This is a genomic window from Nonomuraea glycinis, assembly GCF_014646515.1.
GTDB classification, from domain to species: Bacteria; Actinomycetota; Actinomycetes; order Streptosporangiales; family Streptosporangiaceae; genus Nonomuraea; species Nonomuraea glycinis.
In genome coordinates this window covers 212,248-238,833 of sequence record NZ_BMNK01000013.1, presented here as the reverse complement: position 1 = coordinate 238,833, position 26,586 = coordinate 212,248, and the positions used below count along the sequence as shown (strand labels likewise).

Here is a 26,586-nt window from a genome sequence, read left to right as displayed (position 1 = left end):
CGCCCAGCTATCTCCGGTACGACTTCGTCGTCCATGATCGCGAAGCCGCATACGGCAAGTTCGTCCTTCACCCGCGCTGTCCAGGAGGCGTACGCCGGATCCTTGATGGAGTGGGGATCACCGGGCCGACAGGGATGATCCCGATCGCCTGGCGTGCGAGTTCGGTCCATTCGGGCTCGTTCACTCCACCGAGATCGTCCGTGCGGAGGAGGATGCCACCGGATCCGCCTCCCTCTTCGAGGGGCAGCACGTCACCCTGCCTGTACCAGCGCTCGCGTTCTTCCCACCACCTCTGATCGACTTTCTTGCCGAACATCTCCAGATGTTCCCAGTGGATCGGCCGCCCATCTGACCCAATGATTGTGAAGTCGGGGCGCTTGGTTTCACCGCCGATGGTAAGCGACTGGTCGTAGCCCCATCGATCAGGAGCTATACGGTCCAAGAGATCTGCAATGATGACCTCGCTGTGACTGCGGACGAGCACTCCCCGTGCCGTGATGTGCACTCTCTTGGCATCGAGGACGCCGGCGGATGCACCGTCCGGGAAAAACAGTTCCCGCGGGGCGGGCGGTGTGAAGAGGTCGGTCAGTCTTCGGGCGGTTTCCGAGCTCGTAGAGACAGTAAGCTCCCGTAGATCGTCGATTGAGCACTCGTGCAGCAGTGTCACTCTGTCCTGCTGGCGTGTCAGCGCGGTGTAGATCATCTCTCGGGAGAGCTTGTGCGCGGTTCCTGGAAGCACCACGATGACCTTCTGGAACTCCGATCCCTGAGACTTGTGAATCGTGATCGCCCAGGCTAGCTCCAGCGGTGGGTCCTCCTCCGCCAAACCCCGGTAGCTGTAGACCGTTCCCAACTGCGACGAGAACTCGACTTGCGTCCACCGGGGGTTGCTCCCCTTCCTGCCGACCTGGCCCACCACGACGCCGATCTCGCCGTTGGCTACATAACCCAGTCCGGTGTCCGCAGGGTACGGCTTACGTCGGCTGTTGGTGTTGTTGAGTACCTTGTCTCCGAGCACAATCTGCTCCGCCCCGAGAGGCTTGGGGACCCAGCGTTCCCGCATTGGGCGCAGGGCATCCTTGAGGGCTTTGTCGCGGAAGGTCTGCTTCAGGTGCCGGTTGATCTCGGTAGTTCCCCAGCCGTGAACCCGCGTAGGTGCAAGGATCTGCCACTTCTCGGAGGACCCAGCGGCGCCTTTACGGAAGTTGACCCATGGTCCATTGAGCTCGCCCCCATAGGAGATTTCGAAGCTCTTGGGATCGGCAATGCTCTGCTCCTCGGCGAGCGTGCGGTCTAGGACATCCAGCACACGCGACGCGTCCCAAGGGACCGCCGCCAGGGTTTCCATCGGTGTCCCGGCACGCAGACGTTCCCAGACCTCATCGAAGCCGGGAGTAACAGGATCGCCGGAGAACCATGCGGCGAGCATCAAGTCGTCCCGCACTTTCCCCCGCTGGCGGCGCAACTCGGTGAGTTCGGCGTACCCGGGCGCCACGCGCGGGAAGCCGACGCTACCCGGAGGCGGCACCAGGCGGTGGATCAGGTCGGCGAAGGGCCGTCCGGCGCCGATAGGCGGAAGCTGGCGGGGGTCACCGACCAGGACCAACCGGTCGGGGATGGGAAGCGCGTCCAGCAAGGCAGCCAGTTGCTCCTCGGTGAGCATGGACGCCTCGTCGACGACGACGGTCCCGTACGACTGAGCTTTGGGTCTGCCCGGTGCCAGGACATAGGACCGGGTGTCATCGCGGTAGCGTCCATGCCTAGTAAGAAACTGGGCGATGGTCTGCGCGGGATGCCGGACCTTGGTCTGCAACTGCACGCGAGCCTTGCCTGTCGGAGCCAGCAGCAGCATGCCTCGGGAACGGACCTTCTCATGCTCTTTCAACGCCCTGATCAAGGTGGTTTTCCCGGTTCCCGCCCGCCCGTTCAACACGCTCAACGGCGCTGCGAAGATCTCAGCGAGCGCGGCCTTCTTCTCCAAGTACGCCCTCTCTTCGGCTTCGGGGTCGGGGTCGTTTTCCGACTTGTACTCGGCCAGCACGAGATCGAGCGCGTCCGCGAGATCTTCCGGAACCGGTTGTCTGGGCCGAGCCATCTGACCATCTACGACGCTGCGGATGACATGCGCGACGAGCTCCAGTCGGGCGAGCTTGTAGGCGGGACTGCCGCTCGCCAGCCGAGTACCAGCCACGGGCGGCCAGTGGGGCGATTCTATTGAGAAGGTCAACTTGTCCGGGTGCAGGTCGTGTGCGTCGAGCTTCTCCTCTGTGATCCCGCACACCTCCGCCAGTGGCCGTTCCGCTATGCGCTGGATCGCGGTGGACATCGGCATCACCGTGTCACCTGCTTGGGCCGCAGTTTCGAGCGTATCCACCAGCAGGGCCTGCAGCCGTCGGGGATCGTCAGGGTCAGTGACTGCGGTTGGCTTGTCCATAGGGAATCGGGCTCGGATGTCCGCTTTCGGGAAGCATGCACGGTCTACAGTGCCGAACGGCACCGGCGCGGCCGTCCCTATCGTGCAGATGTGGGCTAGATAGGGATCGGCCAGGAGGTCCTCGTGCTCAAGGTTGATCTCCTGGTTGCGGAACAGGATGGTTGCCTGGTCGCTGGTGAGCTGGAACCGCGAGAGGAGCCGTAGTACGCGCAGGTCATCGGGGGTGAGTCGGGGCCAGATCTTACGATGCGTGTCCGTGATCAGCCGGGAGACGGTCTGCGGGTACCGCTGCGGGCGAGAGATCGCATCGGTGAGTACTTCCCACGGATCCGTTTCCTCCGAGGTCACACGGGCGATTTCTCTGGCCAGCAGCTTGCTGTAGCGGAATTGGAGTGCTCCGAGGACGGCGCCGAGCCCAGGAGAGGGGCCGCGCATCGTCCAGAGCTCACCGATACGTTCGCTCACCCACTCCATGGAGGTGTGCGGCACGTCGAAGCCAGCCTCCCGGCAGCGCTCAGCGGCGCGGAATAGCCGCTCCAACGCGTCGATGGCGCTGTCGTGCGAGACATGTTCTGCCGCGTAGCGGAACTCGCGGCCGCCGTTTTCCGGCGCCCAGGCCAGCAGGTCCTGGACGTCCTCGCCTCGCGCATGCCGTTCGGCCAGCTCCGTAACCGGTAGCAGGATGCCTCCGGCTCCGTTGGGGCGCAGCGTGTGCGACATGGCCGTCTCCCACATGTAGTTCGGAAACGGGGTCGGGCCGTCGGTCCGCCAGGGTCGTGGAAGCTGGAGGTCAGTGATCCGAGCCGCGCCCACCAGCAAGTGGCCCTCAGTCTTGAGGTCGTCGAAGGGCGAGTGCTTGATGTAGAAGAAGACCAGGGATTCCTTGGGTTCGACGTCATCAAAGAACCGCCTGATCAAGGCCTTCTGATTGTCGCCGTGGATTATCCAGTTGGGAGTGAATCCCAGCTCCCGGTCGACCAGCTCCTCCCGCTCGTCATCAAAGTCGGCGACATCGTATTCACGACTTACCTCCGCGATGCTCCCGCGGAGCAGCCAGTAGTACGGGATCGCCTGCACACCGAAGGCGGGTACGGTGACGGTGGTCGGCTGCAAGTGGCGCAACGCCTGGTTGTACCGGTACGGGTGCTCCAGCTCGATGGGGTACGGTCGGGAACTCAGGAAGGTCCCGCGCTCGCCCACGCAGGCGATCCGGCGAGTGTCCAGCTCGTCCAGCGACTTCCCAGCGTGCTCGACTTCATACTGATCGTCGCGTTTCTTGCCGATGTTATGCAAGAGGATGCAGGAGGCATTGTCGAGCGGATGACGACAGACCGTGCCACTCCAGCCGGAGTCATGCCAGGGGACGCGGACCGACACATGCATGGGGACCTCTCGAATACCGGAATAGGGGATGTCCGTAAACCAGGAGACATGTCTTACTTACGACAGATCCCTGAGATAGCTGTGGCCAACGCCTCGTTGGCCGGCAGAGACGGAGGTAATCGCGAGGTCAAGCATAAGCAATCCGCTGCCCATCAGAACGGCTGTAACACAAGATCCCCGCCCCCGGCGATCATCTCGCATCACAGTTGAATCGCTCGTCGGTTAGATCGGCCCAAATCCGCCAATCGCTCACATTTACAAGGCGGTGGAGCCACGACGCCAGCGATCTCTCCGCGTCGAGCCGTCCGCAAGGCTGCGAAGAGAGCAGGATGACTTGCGTTTCCCCGTGGGATCGAGGGCCATGCGAGGGACGCCAAGCGAGACAGTTGGGCTGGCAATCGGAGCCGGGATACACAGGGGATGATCTTGCTCAGTCTCACCCCGGCTCGAGCCATTACCCCAGCTCAAACTATTCAAGGAGACGCTGAAGCCCCCACTCTCCTAAAGCGGGTGCCGCAGGTTCGAATCCTGCCGGGGGCACTCTTCTCCACCAGGTATTTCGCTCCTTGACCTGCGGTTTCTTAGCCGCAGGTCTTTTGCTTTCCAGGCCCTTGCTAGGCCGCCGAGGGCACCCACGTGCAGCCGTAGGACCATGATCCAGGGATATGGTCGGGATGATCTTGGAGACGTTTCCTCAGTTCAGACAGAGATACGAGGCCATCTAAGGGCCGCGACGCTCACGGTCACTCCTTGACCGGCCGCCTGCAGTGGAACGCACACAGGTAGACCGTAATCGGAAGCACTATCGGGTTGAACCGTCCTCAGGGCGATGTGCGTACATACCATCGAACCCCCACCCATATCCGTCGGGCAGGACGCCTCCGGGTTGATCCGGATGGAGGATAGCCTGCGCATGTCTTCGGAAGATGCCGGAGGCCGGTCATGACCGAGCCGCCCCTTGAGCTTCAACCCAAGCCGTTCGACAGCCAGTACTCCGGAATCAACCCGGACGTAATGGACCGGTTCGAGCTTCTGTTCTCCCGAGCCGGTGACGTGCTGCGGCGGAACGAGCCTGCGGTGCGGCGCGCCCTGGAGAAGCTGGAGCTGGACGCCTCCGGACTGAGCGCGATGCGGGAGGCGGACATCTGGACCCGCGGCAAGGAGCCTGAGCTGCGGCGACGCAACGACACGATCAAGGCGATGAACGAGACGTGGAGAGTGTCGTCCGAGAGCGGTCTGATCGGATTCGATGAGGAGTTGCACAAGAAGGTCTCCCACGACCCGGATGCGTACGCGGCGGCGATCTATCTTCGGGAATCAGCGAAAGGTTCCCCGGTAAACAAGCAGGCTCTCGCCCAGCTTGAAAATCAGGCGAAGGACCCCCAGTTCGCCCTCAAGCTCTTGAACGCGCTGGGGCCGGAGAAGTTCAAGGAAGTGGCCGCTACGGCCGTGCTCAATGAGGACGACAAAGACGCACAGCGCCTGCTGGCCGCCCTCGGCACGGCGCTTGGTGCGTCCAGCGCACAACTCAGCTCCGACTGGCGGCAACGGCTGAGCGCGAACCTGCAACTGGGCCCGCATCGGGGACTCGCCCGGGTGCTCACCCACGGGACCTACAACAGCACGTTCCTACTGGAGGTAGCCAGAAAACTGGACGCCGCTGAACGGGGTTCCATCCACTCCAGCGCTCACCGGCCGCAGCCGATGGCGGACGTGATGGAGGCACTGCGCAAGAACCCAGCGGCCGCCCAGGGCTTCTTCAGCAGCGGCGACACACTGAAGTACTACACGACCGTGCACGACCTGGGCGACGGCGGCAAGGCGGTGGGCAAGGCCCTGGAGGCGGCCACGATCACGTTTCGGGACCACAGCGGGTCAGAGACGCGCCCGTCCTCGGGATATGTGTCGGCCAAACTCGCCTCGTATCTCATCCATCACGAATATGAGCGCATCAAGGCAGGCCAACCCGCGAAATCACTGGTGGATCCCTTCTCCTTAGGGCGCATCTTGGCTGCCTACATTCCCGACATGTCGCGAGTCGCAGCGATGCCGGGCATCGAGAAACCAGGCGTGTACATGGAGGACAATCCCAACCTGCCCGGCCGGGAGGAGTGGGGCGCACAATTCTCTAAGGAAGAGCTACGCCTCGTCATGACTGAGGCGTTCAAAGCCGACAGCAAGTCCCTCGCGATCATCACCGCGGCTCAGACGGCTTGGGCGTCCAGGCTGCTCGACCATGGCGTAGGCGTGCTGGCGGCCAAGCAGGGCACCGGAAGCCTGACTAACGCGGCCCAAGAGGCCGGCGCCGGCTTTGGCCTCATCATGGACGCGGGCAACATCGCCAAAATCGACCTGGCCAAGGAAATGGACGAGACACAGAAGCGCAATGTGCAGGCCCTCCTGGCCGTCGTCAACACCGGACTCGCCTTCCCGCAACGTGCGGCCTGGCCGATCGGGTCAACGATCCTCGGATCGTGGACAGGCATGATCGAGGACAGCGTCAAGGGCACCGCCGAGAAAACAGCTGTGTTCGAGGCCAACACCGCCCTGGAGCAAACTCGATCACTCCTTCATCAGCTCGGCGCTCAGGCCATGCTCGACCACGGTATGTTCGGCTCATCCGACCCTCCCACCAAAACCCATCCGTGGGCCTCGCTCAGCGACCTCCAACCCGGAGATGATCCGCTCAAGGCCCCCAACAACTTCCTAAAGGAAGACGGCCGACTGATGACCCCGGATGAGATGAGCGAAGGCACCGGGAAACGGTTGAACGCCTATCAGAGCTGGCTTTACCGGCAGACGAAGAACAACCCGTGGCTGGAGCTGGGGGTTCAGAGCCGGCTCAATGAGGGCTACGATCTCGGCATATCGAAATACGGGTGACCATGAGGAGTTTATTCGTCTGGACGATGGCGACCGTGATCGCGGTGACCGGGATGAGCGCCTGCGCCGGAAAGGGTGCCGAGAAGGTCGGCACATCCCCGCTTTCGACGGCATACGCACCGCCCTTCATCTGCAACTACGTTCCCAAGGCGGCCGTGGAACAAATGACCGGCGTCCGTGATCCGCTGGTAACCGGCTCGCTGAATCTGGCAGCAAAGGATCGACCTGCCATCGGCGCCTGCTCCATCTTCCAGAACAGCGGTGACAAGCCTTCCATCCTTCGGATCATGCTCGATACTGCCGGATCTCGTGGGCAGATCGACGAACAACTCCGGGACGGCTCAAAACAGCTGCCCGCGATAGTTCCCGACGGATTCGGTTACTACGTGAAGGACACCAACATGGAGACCCGAGTGGGTTCCGTGCTGGTACGCGGCAAGGTGCGGCTAGGGATAGAACTCGTGCGCGGCGACAAGGGCCGCGACAACGAGGCCGACGTAGTGGGGTTGATGAAACTGATCGCCCCCAAGCTCATCATGGGCACAGGCACCCCTCCCCCCGACACGAAGGACTGAGCCATGGCCGACGACATGGTCCCCAACCCCCTGCTCCCCGCATTACAGCAAACCCTGCGCACGATCGAGCCGCTGATCCACGACATGCAGCAGGCGCTCACCAACCGCGCCAAGGACTTCCACTCCGGCCGCATCTGGACCGGCCCGGTGGCCAAGGACTTCGATGGCGAACTCGACCGGCACACCGGCCGCGTCGTACATGCCGGCGAAGCCATCCTGAACGACCTCCGCCTGCAGATCACCCGCACCGCCGACATGGTCACTGAGAAGAACGCCTTGCAACTGATCCGCCGCTACGACCTGTGAAGGTACGCAAGGCGCATACCCCCAAGCTCGGCCTTCGGGGTGGGTATCCCGTACAGGAATTGCCCAGCCGGGTACGCGAGGAGCATAGGCCGGACTCCCAACACCGTCCGCGAGAGCGCCGCACGCCAGCTGAGCGGTGTTTACTCACTGAGGCTCAGGCGAACTGACAGCGACGGACTCCGATGATCACCGGCGCTCGACATCAAACACATGTGCCGTACGGACCAGGCCGCCTGCTTGGGATTGCCGGAGCGTACGGGCGTCCCCACGGCTTCGTTCTGATGCAGGCCATCCCAACTGGATCAAGGCATTAAGAACTCGCCCACACCTGCATCATGTGGTCGCGTCGAGATGCCGGAGCCGGCAGGCGAACGAACGCATCGCCCATTTAGCCGGATCTTTGCGCATAAGATCGACAATTGCGCTAGAAATGCATCATAGGGGGCGGTTCGTGCACTCAGAGCTACGACTTCGATGTGTCGGTCAGCAGCACAGTTGACATACCGCTCGCACTTCCCCGCTCTTCCCTGTCCGCGTCTGCCGGCTCATCGTCGGCGTCGGTTCGAAGGAGTGCTCCCGTGGGGTTGCAGTGTCTCTACCAGGGCAGTGCCGGCGCGTTAGCTGCAGCGATCGCTCGCGACGTCTTCATCGACGAGCTGAAGAAACGGTTCCGAGACGCTCATTGGCAAGATCCGGATGAGCGGGAAGTCCGTTCATGGAAAAACAGCATCCCCACCGTCATTCAGCTGCTTGTTGAGGCAGGCCTCGAAGAGGTGCAGGTGCTGTTGGAGCTGAAGGCTCCCATCACCGACGTACGTATGGACATGGTTCTCGTCGGCACCTTCCCCGGGACGGATCTCGGGTCGATCGTGGTCGTGGAGAACAAGCAGTGGTCCTGGTTGAAGCCGGACGGAAAGATGGTGCGGCTCAGCCGTGACGGGATACCTCGACTGCATCCGGCCAACCAGTTATGGGGCTATCTACAAGTATTACGCGGCTACGTGCCCATGATCGTCGATGAGAAATTATGCGGCGTCGTCAACCTGCACAACGCCCCCGCCAACATGGTCCAGGCCGTAAGGCCGAAGGATCAGGGCTTGGAGAAGCTGGTGCAGGAGTGGGTGGCGATGTACGGCGCAGAGGCTCATCGCGAGGAATTCAAGGACGTGCTTCGCCGGCGATTGTCTGGCGAGAACGCCGCACAGCAAGCCGAGACGTTGCTGCAAGCACCGGTCAAGCCCGGCCAAGGCCTGATGACGCGTGTCGCCGAGTGCGTGCGCGAACGCGCGGTCTTCCCGCTGCTGGACGAGCAGCGCGAAGCCTACGATTACGTCCGCCACCTGGTGAGTGCGAGCAAGCAAGGTGCGCGCAAGGAGATCGTCGCCATCCTCGGCGGTCCCGGCACCGGCAAGAGCGTCATCGCTGTTGAACTGCTCGGCACGCTGGCCCGCCAGAAAGTCAATGCCGTCCATGCGACCGGCAGCCGATCCTTCACCCGGACCTTGTGGAAGTACGCGGGCCCGCCCGGTAAGCAGCGCGGACTCTTCACTTACTTCAACAGCTTCTCTGACGCCACCCCCAACGACCTCGACGTGATCATTGCGGACGAGGCGCACCGCCTACGGAAGACCTCGCACAACCGCAGGAACAAGGGAGATCTGCGGGAGCCGCCACTGCAGATCGACGAGCTGATTCACGCCGCTCGCGTTCCGGTGTTCCTGCTGGACGAGCATCAAGTCGTGCGCCGCGGTGAAGTGGGATCGCTTGACCTCATTCGCTACAGGGCCGAACAACTCGGCTATGGGATCCGCGAGATCAACCTACGTCGCCAGTTCCGATGTGCCGGCTCTCCGGAGTACATCGACTGGGTCGAACGGTTGCTCATGCTCCGCCGCAGCAACGGGCGACCGGACTGGCAACCACTGGAGAACTTCACCCTCTACGTCGCCCGTACTCCGCTGGCGATGGAGAACTACCTCAAGGCCCGGGTGGCGGAGGATTACACGGCTCGGATCGCTGCGGGATTCTGCTGGCCATGGGGCGAGCCGAACGACGACGGCACCCTCCCGAACGATGTAGGCATCGGTGACTGGCACCGCCCATGGAACTCACAAGCCGACGACTACCTGGGAAACATTCCACCGTCTCCGCTGTGGGCCACCGACCCGGCCGGTTTCGGCCAGATTGGCTGCATCTACAGCGCCCAAGGCTTCGAGTACGCGTACGCCGGCGTCATCATCGGCCCCGACCTGGTGTGGCGGAACGGCTGGCAGAGCGAACGCAGCTACAACGTGGACCGCGACCAGAACCAAGCCCCGCAGTTCAGCACGGTGATCCGCAATACCTATCGAGTTCTGGCCACCCGCGGCATGCGCGGTGCGGTCCTGTACGCGACCGATCCGGCCACCAACCAGCTGCTGATCGATCTCGGCGTCCCGGTCCTCGAAGAGTGATCTACGCCGACCTCAACCTCACCGGCGAAAAGCACGTCTCTCGCGGTTCGGCTGCCGTACGGTTCCGCAGCCAACGCGCCCCCGCTACGCTTTTCGCGACCATGTGGTGCGGCCCGACGGGCTTTCGCGGTTGTACGACTCCGGTCGGAGCGGATAGGCCCCCACCCGCACGAGTTCATTCGTGCTGCCTGGGGGTCAATCCGTGACGGCTCTGCGGCTGTCTGTCGACAACTTGCTCACCTCGCCCAACGAGGCCGCTCTGGCGGAAGCCATCGTCGAACACGTACGCGCGACCACCGGACGCCGCTCCTCCCCTGCCGAGGTCAGATCCTGGCAGCGCAGCCTGCCCGTGCTCGCTCGCGACCTGGCCGACGCCGGATTGCACAGGGTCGAAATGCTCGTGGAGTACAAGCTTCCACTGACCAGCCGGCGAGCCGACGTAGTCCTCGCCGGCGTACATCCGCGGACCGGCGAAGACTCGTACGTCGTCGTCGAGCTCAAGCAGTGGAGCCGCGCCGAGCCGTCCGAGTCAGGCGAGCATCTGGTCATCGTGGACGGCATGCCGGGCGGCGAGATGCTGCACCCGACTGAGCAGGTGCGCCGGTACTGCGAGTACATGTCCGACTTCCTCGGGGTACTCAAAGGCAAGGCGAACGCCGTTTACGGAGCCGCGTACCTGCACAACGCCATGGACCTGGACATCGACGGCCTGGCGGAGCAGGTCCGCGACGAAAGCAGCCGCCTGTTCACCAAGCAACGGCGCGGCGAGTTCCTCCGGTACCTGAGCGAGCGGCTGTCCGACAAGCCGGGAGCCGACGCCGCGGACCGGCTCCTGTCCAGCGCAGTCGCTCCCAGCAAGCAGCTCATGGCCTATGCCTCGAAAGAGATCCGCGAGCGCGAGCAGTTCACGTTGCTGGACGAGCAGCAGGTCGCGTACGAACTGGTCATGGGAGCCGTCGGCAGGGCTCGACGGGCGGACTTCAAGCAGGTCGTCATCGTCACCGGCGGCCCCGGCAGCGGCAAGAGCGTCATCGCCCTGTCGCTCCTCGGCGAGTTGTTCAGGCAGGGTCGTTCGGCGCTGCACGCCACCGGCTCGCAGTCCTTCACCCAGACCATGCGCCGTTACCCCGGTCGCGGCAGCACCCGAATCAAGAACCTCTTCATGTACTTCAACAGCTTCACTGACGCCGAACAAAACGGCATGGACGTACTGATCTGCGACGAAGCACACCGCATCCGCGAGACATCCACCAACCGCTTCACCCCGGCGGTCAAAAGGACCGGACGCAGCCAGCTCGACGAGCTGTTGGCCGCGGCGCGGGTTCCGGTCTTCCTTCTCGACCAGCATCAGGTGGTACGGCCCGGCGAACTCGGCACCGTCGCCAGCATCGAGCACTACGCCCGTACTAAGGGCTACGACGTGCGGTTCGTGTCGCTCGACGAGCAGTTCCGCTGCGGCGGCAGCCGGAAGTACGAGCAGTGGGTCCTTCGCCTGCTCGGCCTGGCGGACGGTGGGCCGATGGAGTGGGACGGAGACGAGAACTTCGAGATCCAACTCGCCGACTCGCCACAAGAGCTCGAGGCATTCCTGCGCTCCAAGCCCGGCACCGCTCGCATGACCGCCGGCTACTGCTGGCCATGGAGCGACCCACGCCCCGATGACACTCTCGTCAACGACGTCGTCATCGGCGACTGGGCACGACCGTGGAACGTCAAGAAGGATCGCGCCGTAGGGGACTATCCGCCGAGCATGCTGTGGGCCAGCGAGCCGAACGGGTTCGGACAGGTTGGCTGCGTCTACACCGCCCAGGGGTTCGAGTACGACTGGAACGGCGTCATCCTGGGGCCCGATCTGACCGTCCGTGACGGGCAACTGGTCACCATGCGGGAAGAGAACCGAGACCCCGCTTTCAGGAGCCGCAAGTCCGTCCCCGATAGCGACTTCGACCAGCTCGCGCGCAACGTGTACAAGGTCCTGCTGACGCGGGGCATGAGAGGAACGGTGATCTACGCGGTCAACCCTGAGCTGCGAGATTACCTAGCCAACTTGATGCGTACAGCGAGGACTTAAGCGTCGTCTCAGGCATGCGGGCCAGAGTGTGCATGGCGAACCGGCCCCGGAACAACCAGGGCCGGAGATGGATAAATGCGGTTATAGGTCCAAGGCGTTGTTGATTTTGCTGTTGACCTGCTCTTGCTGGCCGTCGATGCACTTGGCGTAGACCCTCAACAGGACGTCGACGCTGTGACCGGCCCGCTTGGCGACCTCGGGAGCGGGAACCCCCACGTTCAGCCAGAGGGAGACCGCCGCGTGGCGGAGGTCGTAGGGTCGAGCAGCCAGCGCCTGCGGACATCGCTGAGACCGGATGGATCAAGCCCGGTTGCGCGTGAAGCCTGCGACCACCAGCGGCAGCGCCTTACGGACAGTCTGGTTGTGATCCACGTCGCCCGCGTCGGTGAGGGTCTGCGTGGCGCCGTGGGAACGCAGTTGACTCTGGCAGTACAGCGCGTTGTCGTAGGCGACGTCCACATCGCCCTTGGCGTGATGCAGGCGGACCGGAACCTCCGGCTTCCAGTTGCAGGTGGAGTCGAGCGCGGTCAGGAGCTTCTTCAGGTTGCCGGTCGGCTTGCGGACCCTGTCCAGGAACTGCGCGGTGAACAACTTCGCGGACTCCGGCGGCAACGCCTGGGCGATCTCCGCGGCCTGGTGGTTGCCGTCGAAGAGCTTCTCCACCTGCTTGTCGTACGGGGCGCGGAAAACCTTGCTCGGCGTGCCGTAGATGTCGGTGTAGCGGTCCGCCGAAACAATGAAGTAGGCCAGGTAGAGCGAAGACATCCGAATCTTGTCGTCCGCCGCGGCGGCCTCGAAAGAGCTCAGGTTGAACGGGCCGGCGATCGGAGCGAGGCCGCCCAGCTTGAAGTACGGGTCCTGACCCTGTTGCAGGAAGCGCCCCACCATCATGGTCGCGGGACCGCCCTGGGAGAAGCCGCTGACCAGCACGCGCGGGTCGAGCCGGCGCTGATGGCCCTTGGCGACGGTGCGGGTCGCGCGCAGGGCGTCCACCGGGGCGGAAACTGTGGTCCGCGGGTCTCCGTAGGTGTGGTGGCCGGGCCCCGTGCCCAGGCCGAGATAGTCAGGGGCGGACACCGCATGGCCGGCCCCCGCGAACAGCAGCGCCGAGGCGCGGTCGGTGGATTTGGCGTTTACCGAGGCCACATCGCCCCGGTAGACGGTGGTGCCGTGCAACCAGGAGACGACCTGTAAGTTGCGCCGGGTGTTGTGGGGCAGGGCGACCAACTGGCTGGCGGTGGTGGACCGGCCCTTGGCGTCGACGGTGCGATAGACCACGCGATAGGCGCGTACTCCGTACTTCACCTGAGCCGCGTCGATGCCGGTCGCCTTGAGCCGCTCGGCGACCTGGTCCTTGTCCAGCTTCTCCACCAGGGTCGAGGAGACCACGGCGCCCCGCGCCACGGTTTGTGCGTCCGCGGTTGCGGCGGCGGTGGGGAATGTGGTGACAAAGCAGCCCAGGGCGAGGCCGGCGGTCACTATGGTGCGAGAAAAGGTCATGCCAAAACCCTAGATATAGCCGCAAAGAGTGGCATTGCTGGCGGCACCCTGGCTCTTAGTAGGGCCAGCCTTACCCGCGCCGCCGTGGGGCGTGAACGGCGTCTTCGTCCCGCCTGGACCGCACCTGCCGGCCGCGCTCAGGCCGGCTCTGGACCCTCCAGTCCTGTGATCACCGTGGCCAGGCAGGTGGGCGGCTTCGGGGAGTGCGGGTCTGGCCGGGCGCAGGATCCTGGCTGTCGATCAAGGAACCCTGCGCCGGGCTCGCGTGGCGGGAACGGTGAGGTCAGCGCGGTGCGGAGTCGCGGGCGAGCGTGGACAGCTCCAGCGCCGCCCGCGTGAAGGCGCATCGCTGGCCGGGTGGCGCTGGCTACGTCAGTAAGGCGGTGCGGCAGCGGAGTCGGAGGGTGGTTTCGGCGTCGGGTGGCGGCTGCAGGGTTGAGGCGTGGGCGTGGAGGAGGGCGTTGAGGCGGTAGTGGCCTGGGGTCGGCTCCTGTAGGAGGTTGGCGTGCAAGAGATGGTCCAGCAGGCGGGTTGCCTGGGGCGTGGTGGTGTTCAGTAGCGCGGCGGCGGTGGCGAGGGGGAAGGTCGGGTGGGGGGTTGAGGCCAGGAGGCGGTAGGTCTTCTGGTGGTCGGGGGGTAGGCGTTCGTAGGAGCGGTTCAGGGCGGCGGTGACGCTTTGGTGGCCGGCCGTCAGTTCGGCGAGGGGGTCGGTGGTCAGGCGGTCGAGCAGGTGGTGGGCGTTCCAGGCGGGGTGGGTCTGGAGGCGGATGGCGGCGATGCGGATGGCGAGGGGAAGCAGGCCGCAGCGGCGGACGATTTCGGCCAGGACGTCTGGAGGTGTGTCCGGGTCGCGGCCGGTGGTGCGGGTGAACAGGGTGATCGCCTCGGTCAGGGGCAGGGTGTCCAGGGACAGGATCTGGGCGTCGCCGGGGCAGGTCAGGCGGCGGCGGCTGGTGACGATCACCTGGCAGCCGGGGGTGGCGGGGAGGAGCGGGTGGAGCTGGTGTTCGTCGGCGGCGTCGTCCAGGACGATCAGGAGCCTGCGGTCGGCCAGGACGCTGCGGTACAGCGCGGCGCGATCGTCCAGGTGCCACGGGATGTGCTCGGCGGGGATGCCCAGGGTGCGGAGTACGCGGGCGAGGGCGGCGCCCGGTTCTACCGGTGCCGTCGCCATCGGTTCTACGGGTTCCGTCGCCGCCGGCTCTACCGGTGCCGTCGCCTGGGTGTGGCCGTGCAGATCCACGAAGAGTTGTCCGTCGGGGAAGAGGGGGGCCAGGCGGTGGGCGGCGTGTACGGCCAGCACCGTTTTGCCCATTCCGGCCATGCCGTTGATGAGGACGACGGCCCTGTGAGGTTCGGGCATGGTGGTGGTACGGCCCTCCACGCATGCCACTTCGCGCTCCCGGACGCCTGGCACGGCGACGTCGGCGGGCAACTGACGCGGAATGGTCCACGGGCGCGGGTCGGCCACAGCGGGCCTGGCCGTACCCATCCCGGCCGTACCCATCCCGGCTGCGGGCGGACAGGCGACAGGGATGCGGGCCGCAGCCGGCGAGCCGGTCGCGGTCGGGGCCAGCGGGCCGGTCGTGGCTGGGGCGGAGGGGTCGGCTGAGTGGCGGTGGGCGGCTGCGTTCAGGGTTGCTTGTTCGGTGCCGTTCAGGTCCAGGGCCTTCGCCAGCAGCAGGACCGAGGTGGTTCGGGGCTGCAGCGGCCCGTCATTTTCCAGCCGGCGCACTGTCCTGACGTTCAGGCCGGCCCGTTGGGCGAGTTGTTCCTGTGTCAGCAGCGCCCGCCGGCGCCACATGCGTAGTAACGCCCCCAATGACATCCCGGCACCCCCGTTCTCCTCGTCGACCAGTCCCACGATCGAAACCGCGTCCCCCCTGTTCCGGCCACCGTTCGGACGGCATTGGACGGAATCGGACGGAACGGATAGCGGCGGTAATCCGTGCAAACGTGATTGAGGGCGTGCGGGCGATTGGCCAGAATGAGCGCCATGGGCGAGCGAGGCGGGGGCGGCCGATCCCACGATGTGTGCCCTTACCAAGGTCTGGTGCCGTTCGAGAGCACGAAGGCCGCGCTGTTCTTCGGGCGTACGCGGGCGACCCGTAGCCTCCTGGACCGCCTGGGCCGGCGGCTGGCACGGCACGGGTCCATCCTGCTCGTCTCGGGCGCCTCGGGGGTGGGCAAGTCGTCGTTGCTTCGAGCGGGGCTGATGCCGGCGCTGGCGGAGGGGATGTTGCCGCTGGCCGGGTCGCGGGACTGGCCGCGCCTGCTGGTGACGCCGAGCGCGGATCCGTTCGGTGCGCTCGCCGCGGCGTGGGTGCGGCAGTTCGGCGGGCCGGTCGAGACGGTGGCCGCGCGATTACGGGACGATCCTGCGGAAGCCCTCACCGGGCGGTTCGTGCTGGTGGTGGACCAGTTCGAGGAGCTGTTCACCCTGGTGGGCGACGAGCGGGAGCGCCAGGCGTTCGTACGGGCTCTGCATGCCCTGGCGGAGGGCCGGGACGGCGCCGGAGTGATCGTCGGGGTGCGCGCCGACTACTGGGACCGTTGCGCCGCGTACCCGCAGTTCGCCGAAGCGATTCAGGACGGTCAGGTCATCGTCGAGCCGATGACGGAGCCGGACCTGCGGCTGGCCATCACCGGCCCCGCGGCCACGGCGGGCCTGCGGCTCGAACAGGGGCTGGTGGAGATCATCCTGGCGGAGCTGCGCACCGGCGATCGGTACGCGGAGCTGCGCACCGGCGACCGGTACGAGGCCGGCGCCCTGCCCCTGCTCTCCCAGGCTCTGCGCAACACCTGGGAGCGGCGCGAGAAGGACACGCTGACGGTCCGTGGGTATGAGGACTCCGGCCGGGTACGCGACTCCGTACGGCGTACGGCCGATGAGGCCCTCGACGGGCTGCAGCCGGACGAGCGCAAGGCCGCGCTCAGGTTCTTCCGGCGGATGACGACGATCACCGCAGGTGGCCGGGTGGCGCGACGCCGGGCGACACTGGCCGAACTGCACGCCGCCGCATCCGCACAGGACGCACAGGACCCGCGGGACGCACAGGACCCGCGGGACGCGCGGGACCGGGAGCGGGAGCGGACGGCGGCGTTGCTGGCTGTGTTCGCCGACCGGCGGCTGCTCACTCTGCACGAGGACAGCGCCGAGATCGCCCATGACGCGCTCCTGACGGCCTGGCCCACCCTGCGACAGTGGCTCGAACCGGATCTTGCCGCGCAGTCGGTGTACGACGGGCTCGTCGAGGCCGCCGCGCAGTGGGCGGACAACCACCGCGACCCGGCCTTCCTCTACCGGGGACCCCGGCTGCTGGCGGTCCAGGACAGCCGGCCCCGCTGGGAGCGCGACCCCGACAGCTTCCCCCCGCCCGGCGCCACCGTGGAGAGCTTCGTCACGGCCTCCACCCGGGAGGCGCGGCGGGTGACCCGGCGCCGCCGGCTCGTCATGTCGGGGCTGGCAGCGCTGTCGGTGCTCGCCCTCGTCGCGGCCGGCACCGCCGTCAGCGCGGCGGACGACGCGAACCGGCAGCGCGGGCTGGCCAGCTCCCGCCAGCTCGCGGCGCAGAGCGAGGTGACCGGCGACACCGCCCTGGCCTCGATGCTCGCCGTGGCGGCGTGGCGGATCGCGCCCACCGACGAGGCCCGCAACCGGGTGCTGACGGCGGCGACCCGTACCGGCAGGGGGACCCTGACCGGGCACGCGCGGGGCGTGTCGGCGGTGGCGTTCAGTCCCGACGGCGCGAAGATCGCGACGGGGGGCGACGACGGGACGGCGCGGTTGTGGGACGCGGCGACGCGGCGGCAACTCGGCGCGCCGATCACACGGGCGAAGTACGACTGTTCGAGCGTACGGCTGGCCTTCAGCGACGACGGGCGGACGCTGGCCACGGCGTGCCTCGGCAGCGTCCGGTTCTACGACGTGGTCACCCGTCGCGAGCTGGGCGCCGAGGTGAAGGCCGGCGGGGTGGTCAACGCGCTGGCGTTCAATCCGGACGGCAGGACGCTGGCGACCGGCGACAGCAGCGGCGTGGTCCAGCAGTGGGACGTGGCCACGCGCCGCCCGTCCGGGGCCCCCATGGGCCGGCCGGGCGAGGGATCCGGCCACGGGACGGCCATCCACGCGCTCGCGTACAGCAGGGACGGGAAGATCCTGGTCACGGCGGGCGAGGACAAGACCGCGCGGCTCTGGGACACCGCCACGTCCCGCCGGCTCGGCGCCCCCTTCACGGGACACACCCAGCCCATTGTCGACGTCGCCATCAGCCCGGACGGGTCGACCCTGGCGACCGTGAGCTGGGACCGTACCGGCCGGGTGTGGGATGTGGCCACGCGCGCGCAGAAGGGGATGCTCAAGGACCGCACCGCCGGCTACCACTCGATCGCCTTCAGTCCGGACGGCACTCGGATCGCGACCGGCGGGGACAGCGGGCGCACCGTGGTGTGGGACACGGCCGGCCGGCAGCAGTTGTTCGCGCTGTCCGACAACTACGCCGGGGTCGACGACATCGCGTACAGCCCGGACGGGACGGTGCTGGCCGCCGCCGGGGCCGACGGCGTGGTCCGGCTGGCCGACCCGCAGGTACGTCAGCAGAAGGGGACCCGCGTGCCGGCGTTCGGGGCCGTCGCGCTGAGCCCGGACGGGCGGATCCTGGCCACCGGCGTCGCCGACGAGAAGAGCCCCGACCTCCAGTTGTGGGACGCGGCCGGCCAGCGCCCCCTCGGCCCGCCGCTGCATCCCGTGGCTGCCCGACCTGCGGCGGCGTACCGGATGGAGTTCACCCCTGACGGGCGGACGCTTCTGTCGGAGGGCCTGGACGGGGTACGGCTCTGGGACGTCGCGAGCCGCCGCGAGATCGCGCACGAGAAGTCACTCGCCCACGCCAGGATCAGCTCCGACGGCAGGTTCGTCGCCGCCCAGCGGGACAAGTCCATCGTGTTCTGGGACCTCGCGAGCCGCAGGGACACCGGGGCGCGCATCACCGTACGCGACGGTACCGACGTCATCACGGCGATGGCGCTCAGCCCCGACGGCACGATCGTGGCGACCGCGGGCTTCGACAGCCGGATCCGGTTCTTCGACGTCGCCACCGGCCGGGAGCGGCCTGGTCCGACGTTCACGGCTCACGGCGGACTCGTCAACGACCTGGCCTTCAGCCCCGACGGGCAGCGGCTGGCCGTCACGGCCTACGACAACAGCGTGCGGCTGTGGGACGTGCCGCACCGGCGTGCGGTCGGCATCGGCCTGATCGTCGAGGAGGGTGTGATGACCACGCTCGCCTTCAGCCCCGACAGCAAGGTCCTCGCCACCGGACTCACCAACGGCGAGGTGCAGCTCTGGGACCTGCTGACCTACCGGCGGCTCGGCTCGGCGATGAGAGGCCACACCAAAGGCGTGACCGATCTCGTCTACAGCGCCGACGGGACGACGGTCGCCACCGCCTCGGGAGACACGACCGCGCGGCTGTGGAACGTCCGTACGCCTCCCGACCTGGTGGCCGCGGCGTGCGCCAACGCGGGCCGCTCCCTCACCCGCGAGGAGTGGGAGAATCTCGTGCCCCAGGAGGAGTACCGCCAGACGTGCCCCTGACCCCGGCCCCGACCCCAACCCCGACCCCGATCCTGGATTCGACCACGGAGAGAGCGAGGATGTTCCTGCGAGGCTTACGGCGGCGGACAGGCAGGCCCGTCCCGGAACTGGTCGCGTTGTTCCGTTCGATCGTCGAGGGCGGCCGCGACTTCCATCCGATCGCGTCCGACTTCCTTGAGCACTTCATGGACGGCACGGGCGCGTCGAGGACGATGTCGCAGCGGTGGTTGCGCTCGTTCAAGGTGATCAAGAAGGCCGAGCGCAAGAATCAGCGCCGCTTCGAACGGCAGCTCGCCGGCCGGGCTCGGCAGCTGCGCGAGGGTGAGTCGAGCTGGTTGCACGACCACTGGGACGCGCGGATCAACGCCTTCATCGGTACGGAGCTGTTCTACGTCAGCAGGATGAGCCTGCTGCGCTCGCAGGGGTCGTTCGTACTGACCAGGGACGGGCCGGAGACGCGCGTGTCCGGCACGGTCCGGCACCGCTGGTTCGACCCCTACGACTGGGACCGCGGCCGCTGGGTCTACATCCCGCGCCACGGGCTCGTGTCCATCGCGGTCGGCCGTGACCTGGTGGCGGCCGACGAGGCCCGCAACTTCCTGATGGAGTCGCGTCACGTACAGACGCTGGAGGGCCGGTGCCGCGACGGCCGGTGGCCGCGGCGCGGCAGGGACGAGTTCGGCTGGTCGCTGGTACGGGCGGGAGAGGGATGATCGAGGAGCGTCCCCGTCCGCCGGATCCCGCAGGGGCGGTCAGCACCGCGGACTTCGTCCAGTCGCTGGTACGGCTCAAGCAGTGGGCGGGCGAGCCGTCCCTGAGCAGGCTGCGTTCGCTCGGCGGCCAGACGACGGCCACGGACGGGGCCACGGTCGACGCGTTGCCAAAGAGCACGGTCTCACACGTCCTGCGGCAGGCCGACCGGCTGCCGCGCTGGGATTTCGTCCGGGCCTTCGTCACCGCCTGCTTCCACTACTGCGACTACCCGGCCGAGCTGATCCCCGCCGAACTCGAACGCTGGCGAGCGGCCAGGACGGCCCTGGCGGAACCGTCCGCGCACATCCCCCGGCCACCGGCCCAGCCGGCCGCCGCCACCCCCGATCCCGCCGTCGAGCTGCTGATCCGCCGCGTGGTCCGCGAGGAGGACAGGGCCCGCAAGGGGCTGCTCGGCGGCTACAACCTCGCGGAGCTCTCCTTCAGTCGGTACGGCGAAACCGGCAGCCAGTACGGCGAGACCGGCAGTCAGTACGGCGAACCCAGCAGTCGGCACAGCAACAGCGGCGACAGCGGCGAGGCCGAGCATGATCTGGGCGCGATCGGCCGCTTCTTCGGTGACCTGGGCTCGCGACGCCTGCTGGTCGTGGGCGAGTCGGGGGCGGGTAAGACGGTGCTCGCGATCGAGCTGGTGCTGCAACTGCTGGAGCCCGTGCTCGCCGCCGGCGGCCGCCTCGACCAGGGCCAACTGGTGCCGGTACGGCTGAGCGCGGCCCGCTGGACCCTCGGCAGGCCGTTCGAGACCTGGCTGGCCGAGCAGTTGGCGCAGGACTTCGGGCTGGCGGCCAGGGACGCGCACCGGCTGGTGCGCGATCGCCGGGTGCTGCCGGTGGTGGACGGGCTGGACGAGCTGGACCCCGAGCCGGGATGGGGCCCGCCACGCCGGGCGATCGGGCTGCTGGCCGAGCTCAACCGCTACAGCGACCTGTCCGGCCGGCGTCCTGGCGCGGTCGTCGTGACCTGCCGGGCCGACCGGCACGCCGAACTGCGCGCGGCCCGGGCCGGGCTCGACGACGCCGCCCTGATCCACCTGCACACCCTGACCGGCCGGCAGATCGGCGCGTACCTGCGTGCCCGCTGGCCGGACGGGCACCCGCACGGCCCGCGGCGCGAGGCCGTCCACGAGGCCCTGTCCGGGCCGGCGGGCAAGGCCGTGCACGCCGCTCTCGCCACGCCGTGGCGGCTGGTGCTGACCGTGACCGCCGTGGAGTCCGGCGCCGATCCTGACGAGCTGCTGCGCGTGGATCCGGGGCTCGACACCGGTGCGGGGGCGGCGCGGATCGTCAGGAGGCTGCTGGAGGCGTACGTGCCGGCGGCGACCGTGCTCACGCCCCGTACCGCGCACGGGGCTCCGTACCAGCCGGACCAGGTGCGGTCGTGGCTGGTGCTGCTGGCCGGCCACCTCCGCCGGCAGGCCGCCCGGGGAGCCGAGGCGGACCGGCCGCCGCCCGGCCTGACGGCGATCGACATCGTGCCGCACCTGCTGTGGCCGATCGGCGGGCGGCGGCGAGTCCTGATGGCGCACTGCCTGGCCTGCGTGCTCTTCTCGTGCATCGCGATGCTGGCGTTCTGGACGGGATCGGCGGCCGACGACCCCGGCACTGGGCAGCTGCTCACCCTGACGCTCATGGCGAGCTGGGTGGCCATCGCCACCGGCCTGTCGCTGTCGCCCTGGCCGGCCGCCGCCGGTGGGCGCGGCGAGGTTCCCCGGCGGCGGCGGGTGATCGGCGGCCTGCTGGGCGCCTCGGCGGGAGTGCCCGTCGGGGTGCTCGGCGGCCTGGCCGGGCTTGTGCTGACCGGGGAGAGGGTCTTCGGGCCCGGCTTCGCCGTCGTCGCGGGCGGCATCGGCGGGCTGGTGCTCGGCGCGGTCATCGGGCTGACGGCGGCCGGACGGAGGGGCGCGGAGCGGATGACCGTCTTCGAGGTGCTCCGCGCGGAGCCGCTCACGCTGCTCGGCTTCGGGTTGTGCGGCGCGCTCACCGGGCTGGCGCCGCTGCGGCTGGCCCACGCCGGGCCGCTGCCGCTGGCGGCGGGCGTCGCCGGCGCCTTCGTCCTCGCCTTCACGCTGGGGGTCGTCTTCAAGATCGCTACCGGAGGCTGGAGCAGGGACGCGGAGCTGACCCACCCGCGTGAGGCCCTGCGCCGCAACCCCATGATCGGGATGGCCTTCGGCCTCACCGGCGGGGTCGCCGCCTTCCTGGTGTTCGTCATGAACACCGGCGTCGTGGAGTCGCTGGTGTGCGCGCTCGTCGGCGGGGTGACGTTCGGGCTGGCCTTCGGCGCGGTCGCGTGGGCCCGTACGATGATCGGGCTGGTCGTCGCGGCCACGCGCGGCCTGCTCCCGCTGCGGTTGTGGGCCTTTCTCGACTGGGCCTGCGAGGCCCGGCTGCTGCGGGTCAGCGGCGCCACCTACCAGTTCCGGCACCGCGAGTTCCAGGACTTCCTGACGCCCGCCGACGGTGACAGGTGAGCTCAAGGCCACCCAGCCGTGGTTTCGGCGCCCCGCTCGCGACGGACTGCCCCTCCGAGGCGGCTAATAAGAATGAGAGGGCCGTGATGTGCAAGAACCGGATTGATCGCTTGAAGTTCACGGCACGATGGTGAAAGTCGGGCCCTGCGCGGGCCAGGACATCTACCGGACACTCAGCGGGCACTTGCTCAGCGGGGCTCGAAACGGCCGGACTCTCGAAACTGCCGGACTCTCGATACGCGGCCGACACCTGGCATCATGCGGCCGAAAATCATTTGCCCTCGTGGGGCGGGTTCGGGGAACGTGGTGTCCATGCTGATCTGACGCGGACACTCCCGCCATTTCCCGATGCCACGGCGCTCGCTCGCGCCGTGCCCTGTTCAGCGAAGAGAGCGTCCTTGTCTCAGCAACACTCCAGCCCGCCGGCCACGGTGACCGTGTTCGCCTCCCCCGCGAGCTGGATCGAGTCCGATGCCGTCGCGCAGTGCCACCAGGTGGCCGCCCTCGACGGCATGACGCACGTCGCCGCCATGCCGGACCTGCACCCCGGCAAGGGCGCCCCGATCGGCGCGGCCATGGCGTCGACCGTGCTGTACCCGTTCCTGGTGGGCTCCGACATCGGGTGCGGTATCGCCGTGTTCCCCGTCAAGCTCAAGCGGGCCGTACCGGAGAAGCTCGCCGCCCGGTTCCCCGATCTCGATCGCGCGCTGGACCCTGAGCGGGATGCCGACGACCCGGCCTGGGCCGTGCTGAAGGGCGATGTGCCCGCGGGTCACGTCGAGGGCCTCGGCACGGTCGGCCGGGGCAACCACTTCGTCGAGCTGGCGCGCATCGGCACCATCCTCGACGCCGGTCACGCGAGCCGGCTCGGACTCGACGCCGGTGACCTGGTCCTCGTCGTCCACAGCGGCTCCCGCGGGCTGGGCGAACGGATCCTGCGGGCGCACACCGAGGTCCACGGCGCGGGCCCCGCCCCCGATCCCGCCGCCTACCTGGCGGCACATGACGACGCCGTACGGTGGGGATCGCTCAACCGGCGGCTGCTGGCCGCCCGGGTCGCCCACGCGCTGGGATTCGAGCCCGCCGAGCCGATCGTCGACCAATGCCACAACCTGGTCGAACTCCGCGACGGGAGCTACCTGCACCGCAAGGGCGCGGCGCCGGGTGACGGCCGCGACGTGCTCATCGCCGGTACGCGAGGCACCCCTTCCTACCTCGTGGCCGCCCACGCCGGGCCGGACGCCGGCCACTCCGTGGCGCATGGCGCGGGCCGCAAGATGTCGCGTTCCGACGCCCTGCGCCGGGGGCGGGCCAAGCACACGGTCGAGGAGCTGCGCCGGACGCCGGTGGGGTCGCTGGTGGTGTGCGGCGACCGGCAACTGCTCTTCGAGGAGGCGCCGACGGCCTACAAGCGCATCGAGCAGGTGATCGCCGACCTCGTCGACCATGCGCTGGCCACGCCCATCGCCACCACGATCCCGCTGGTCACGTACAAGACTCCCGAGAACCGCGGCAAGCGGGGGCGGCGGTGAGCGTTCACCTGCTCCTGTCCGCCGGGCGCGGCCCGCAGGAGTGCGCCTGGGCGCTGGCCGAGCTGCTGCACCGCCTGGAAGCCGACGCCGCCCGGCGGAACCTGGGCACCCAGCGCGCCGAGACCGTCCCGGGTGACCGGCCCGGCACCTACCGATCGGCCGTCGTCCGCATCACCGGGGACGACGCCGAGACGTTCGCCGCCTCGTGGACCGGGACTCTCTGCTGGCAGGCCCCCAGCCCGTACCGGTCCAGCACCAGCCGGAAGAACTGGTACGTCACCGCCCGGCCGTGCCGGCTGGACACCCCGCGCACCACGTTCGCCGAAGCGGACGTCGACGTCGTCGCCTGCCGCACCGGCGGCCCCGGCGGCCAGCACCGCAACAAGGCCAGCACGGCCGTACGAGCGACCCACCGTCCCACCGGAATCGTCGTCGTGGTCGACACCGAACGGCAGTTCACCCTCAACCGCCGCCTCGCCATGCGGCTGCTGCGACAGCGCATCGAGCACGATGACGAGGCAGCGGAACGCGCCGCCACGACCGCCCGCTGGCACGTCCACGACGAGCTCGTACGCGGCAACCCCACCCGTACCGAACGCCCGGTCCGGTCCCCGCGCTGACGCGAGCGTCCGCTGCGAACTCAGGCGTCCAGCAGCGGGGTCCGCTTCGACAAAGACCATGACTTCCGTAACATATGTGAGCCATGTATCGGATGTGACATAAGGGGCGTAAGTGACCGGTCTTTCTCGCCGAACTCTTCTCGCGGCAGCGCCGGCGGCGCTGATCGCCGGGCGCCCAGCGCAGGCGGCGCCACCTGCCCCTGGTGTACGCACGTCGGGAACCGCGCCGACGCAACTGGCGGGGTACGACAACCTGCTCAAGAAGTTCGTGCTGGATCGCCAGATCAGGGCCGCGCAGCTGGCCATCATGAAGAACGGCAAGATCCTGCTCGCGCGAGGCTACACCTACGACGACTCCTCCAGGGCACCAGCGGTCCCATCGCCGACGTCGTTGTTCCGGATCGCCAGCCTGAGCAAGAACATCACCTCGGCCGCTGTCATGCGCCTGGTGCAGGATGGCAAGCTGAGCCTGTCGGCCAAGGTCACTCAGCTGCTCGGCCTGACCCCGGCCGACGCCCGGATGCAGCAGGTCACCGTACTCCGCCTCATGCAGCACCTCGGCGGCTGGGACCGCGACGTCTCCAAGGACCAGCTCTGGCTGGACCACACCATCTCGGCCGCGCTCGACGTGCCGCTGCCGATCGGGCACGACGACATCATCCGGTACGCCACCGCCCGCCCGCTCGATCACGCCCCGGGCACCAAGATGGTCTACAGCAACTACGGGTACCTGCTGCTCGGCCGGATCATCGAGAAGGTCTCGGGGCAGCCCTACGAGACGTACATCAAGACCAAGCTGCTCCAGCCGCTCGGCATCACGCGCATGCGGCTCGGCGAGAGCCTCAGGAGCGAGGCCGCGACCGGCGAGGTCCGCTACGAGTCGCAGTACACGAACAAGACCGTCCTGGACACCTCCGGCACCACCGTCCCGTACCCCTACGGCGGCTTCAACATGCCCAATCAGGACGCCAACGGCGGCTGGCTGGCCTCCGCCGTGGACCTGGTCCGCTGGACCCTCGCCTTCGATCGGCCGGGCACCGTGCTCAGCTCGACCTCGATCGCCAAGCTGGTGGCCAAGCCGGAGATCGGCGTCAACGAGTACGGGTCCTGGTACGGCGGCGGCTGGTGGTGCCGCCAGGTCACCGGCCACCTCAACACCTGGCACAACGGCTCGATGCCGGGCACGTTCGCCTACCTGGCGCGGCTGCAGAACGGATTCAGCTACGCCCTGCTGTTCAACCGGCGCGAGGAGAGCGGCTCACTCGACTACGACGGGATCGATGACGACATGAACAAGGTGACCGTGTCGTCCTGGCCCACCACCGACCTGACCTCGAAATACTTCTGAGCTACGCGATCGCTCCCCCGGCCCGGGCTGCTCCGCACAGACGTCACGGCCATCGAGGAGTGCGACCAGCTGGGCCGCGATGCCTTCCTCGAGCGGTACGGCTACCGCGAGGCACGCGACTACTTCATCGCCCACAACGGACGCCGGTAGGACTCCAAGGCTGGGCGATCGCCGGCGTGGCACACCGCGGGGTCGACGGGCGCGTGCTTCGCGCTGCGGAGTTCTCTGGAGGGGCTGCGACGATGGGCAGGATCCTCGGTCACCTTGGATTCCTGCTCGATTCGCGCCACGCCGGTGTTCAGGTCTCGGACCTGGCGGGTGATCTGCATGGCCTGCAGCGCGTACGGGAAGAGCAGCCCGGCTTTGACGGTCAGGACCTTCAGGGTGCGGCGTTCCTCGCGGCCGTGGCCGCGCTCACGGCGGCGACCGTCGCGGCAAGCGGATCAAACCTGTGTACGGCGCGGAAGGCGTCCGACTTTTCGGGTTCTTTGTCATTATTTCGCAGCTTAGATACGAAACATAGGATCTAGAGCCGCAATATGGGACGAAGGCGAGAAACGATGCTAGAAGGGGCCTAAGTGCCAATTCTTCGCGAAGGAGGGCCGGAGTCATTGAGACGATCCTTGCGAGATTCCTCAGAGGCG

General features: G+C 67.6%; 16 protein-coding genes. 13 read left to right on the top strand and 3 right to left on the bottom strand.

The features are described 5' to 3' along the window. Positions 1 to 67: 67 nt before the first annotated feature. Positions 68 to 3,817, bottom strand: coding sequence for an AAA family ATPase (locus IEY87_RS31545; protein WP_189142462.1), 3,750 nt, complete (start codon positions 3,815 to 3,817; stop codon positions 68 to 70). 942 nt (positions 3,818 to 4,759) lie between these two features. Between IEY87_RS31545 and IEY87_RS31540 the strand changes: the two genes are divergently transcribed. The 5 genes from IEY87_RS31540 (at position 4,760) to IEY87_RS31520 (ending at position 12,105) form a co-directional block, all read left to right on the top strand. Continuing rightward, on the top strand, positions 4,760 to 6,700 hold the full coding sequence (locus IEY87_RS31540; RefSeq protein ID WP_189142461.1) for a hypothetical protein: 1,941 nt from the start codon (positions 4,760 to 4,762) through the stop codon (positions 6,698 to 6,700). Positions 6,701 to 6,735: 35 nt separating this feature from the next. Beyond that, positions 6,736 to 7,275, top strand: a complete 540-nt coding sequence (locus IEY87_RS31535) for a hypothetical protein (protein ID WP_189142460.1) — start codon at positions 6,736 to 6,738, stop codon at positions 7,273 to 7,275. 3 nt (positions 7,276 to 7,278) lie between these two features. Beyond that, positions 7,279 to 7,581 carry a hypothetical protein gene (locus IEY87_RS31530; RefSeq protein WP_189142459.1) on the top strand — a complete coding sequence of 101 codons (303 nt, stop codon included), beginning with the start codon at positions 7,279 to 7,281 and terminating at the stop codon, positions 7,579 to 7,581. Between the two features lie 578 nt (positions 7,582 to 8,159). After that, positions 8,160 to 10,034, top strand: a complete 1,875-nt coding sequence (locus tag IEY87_RS31525) for a DUF2075 domain-containing protein (RefSeq protein WP_189142458.1) — start codon at positions 8,160 to 8,162, stop codon at positions 10,032 to 10,034. Positions 10,035 to 10,236: 202 nt separating this feature from the next. After that, positions 10,237 to 12,105: a DNA/RNA helicase domain-containing protein gene (locus IEY87_RS31520; RefSeq protein ID WP_189142457.1), complete on the top strand. Its 1,869-nt coding sequence runs from the start codon at positions 10,237 to 10,239 to the stop codon at positions 12,103 to 12,105. 300 nt (positions 12,106 to 12,405) lie between these two features. Here the strand turns inward: IEY87_RS31520 and IEY87_RS31515 are convergent, their stop codons facing one another. Next, positions 12,406 to 13,605: a lipase family protein gene (locus tag IEY87_RS31515; RefSeq protein WP_189142456.1), complete on the bottom strand. Its 1,200-nt coding sequence runs from the start codon at positions 13,603 to 13,605 to the stop codon at positions 12,406 to 12,408. A 367-nt stretch (positions 13,606 to 13,972) separates the two neighbouring features. Beyond that, on the bottom strand, positions 13,973 to 15,469 hold the full coding sequence (locus IEY87_RS31510) for a helix-turn-helix domain-containing protein (RefSeq protein ID WP_189142455.1): 1,497 nt from the start codon (positions 15,467 to 15,469) through the stop codon (positions 13,973 to 13,975). A 123-nt stretch (positions 15,470 to 15,592) separates the two neighbouring features. Between IEY87_RS31510 and IEY87_RS31505 the strand changes: the two genes are divergently transcribed. From IEY87_RS31505 to IEY87_RS31475, 8 genes are all read left to right on the top strand, one after another. Further along, complete coding sequence (locus IEY87_RS31505) at positions 15,593 to 19,201, top strand: nSTAND1 domain-containing NTPase (protein WP_372462272.1); 3,609 nt, start codon at positions 15,593 to 15,595, stop codon at positions 19,199 to 19,201. Positions 19,202 to 19,260: 59 nt separating this feature from the next. Further along, positions 19,261 to 19,914 carry a hypothetical protein gene (locus tag IEY87_RS31500; RefSeq protein WP_189142453.1) on the top strand — a complete coding sequence of 218 codons (654 nt, stop codon included), beginning with the start codon at positions 19,261 to 19,263 and terminating at the stop codon, positions 19,912 to 19,914. Further along, positions 19,911 to 22,442 (top strand): NACHT domain-containing protein, encoded by a 2,532-nt coding sequence (locus IEY87_RS31495; protein WP_189142452.1) that lies wholly within the window; start codon positions 19,911 to 19,913, stop codon positions 22,440 to 22,442. The genes IEY87_RS31500 and IEY87_RS31495 overlap by 4 nt, the downstream gene beginning before the upstream one ends. A 398-nt stretch (positions 22,443 to 22,840) precedes the next feature. After that, positions 22,841 to 23,974 carry an RNA ligase RtcB family protein gene (locus tag IEY87_RS31490; protein WP_189142451.1) on the top strand — a complete coding sequence of 378 codons (1,134 nt, stop codon included), beginning with the start codon at positions 22,841 to 22,843 and terminating at the stop codon, positions 23,972 to 23,974. Next, positions 23,971 to 24,594: a peptide chain release factor H gene (prfH, locus tag IEY87_RS31485; protein ID WP_189142450.1), complete on the top strand. Its 624-nt coding sequence runs from the start codon at positions 23,971 to 23,973 to the stop codon at positions 24,592 to 24,594. Before IEY87_RS31490 ends, prfH begins: the two co-directional genes overlap by 4 nt. 112 nt (positions 24,595 to 24,706) lie before the next feature. Continuing rightward, positions 24,707 to 25,942 (top strand): serine hydrolase domain-containing protein, encoded by a 1,236-nt coding sequence (locus IEY87_RS31480; RefSeq protein WP_189142449.1) that lies wholly within the window; start codon positions 24,707 to 24,709, stop codon positions 25,940 to 25,942. A gap of 27 nt (positions 25,943 to 25,969) precedes the next feature. Continuing rightward, a complete protein-coding gene (locus tag IEY87_RS47445; RefSeq protein WP_504822947.1) occupies positions 25,970 to 26,092 on the top strand; it encodes a ScoMcrA-related endonuclease in 123 nt (40 codons plus the stop codon). A gap of 26 nt (positions 26,093 to 26,118) precedes the next feature. Next, entirely contained in the window at positions 26,119 to 26,472 is a 354-nt protein-coding gene (locus IEY87_RS31475) for a ScoMcrA-related endonuclease (RefSeq protein ID WP_504822945.1), read from the top strand. The last annotated feature ends 114 nt before the right edge of the window (positions 26,473 to 26,586 follow it).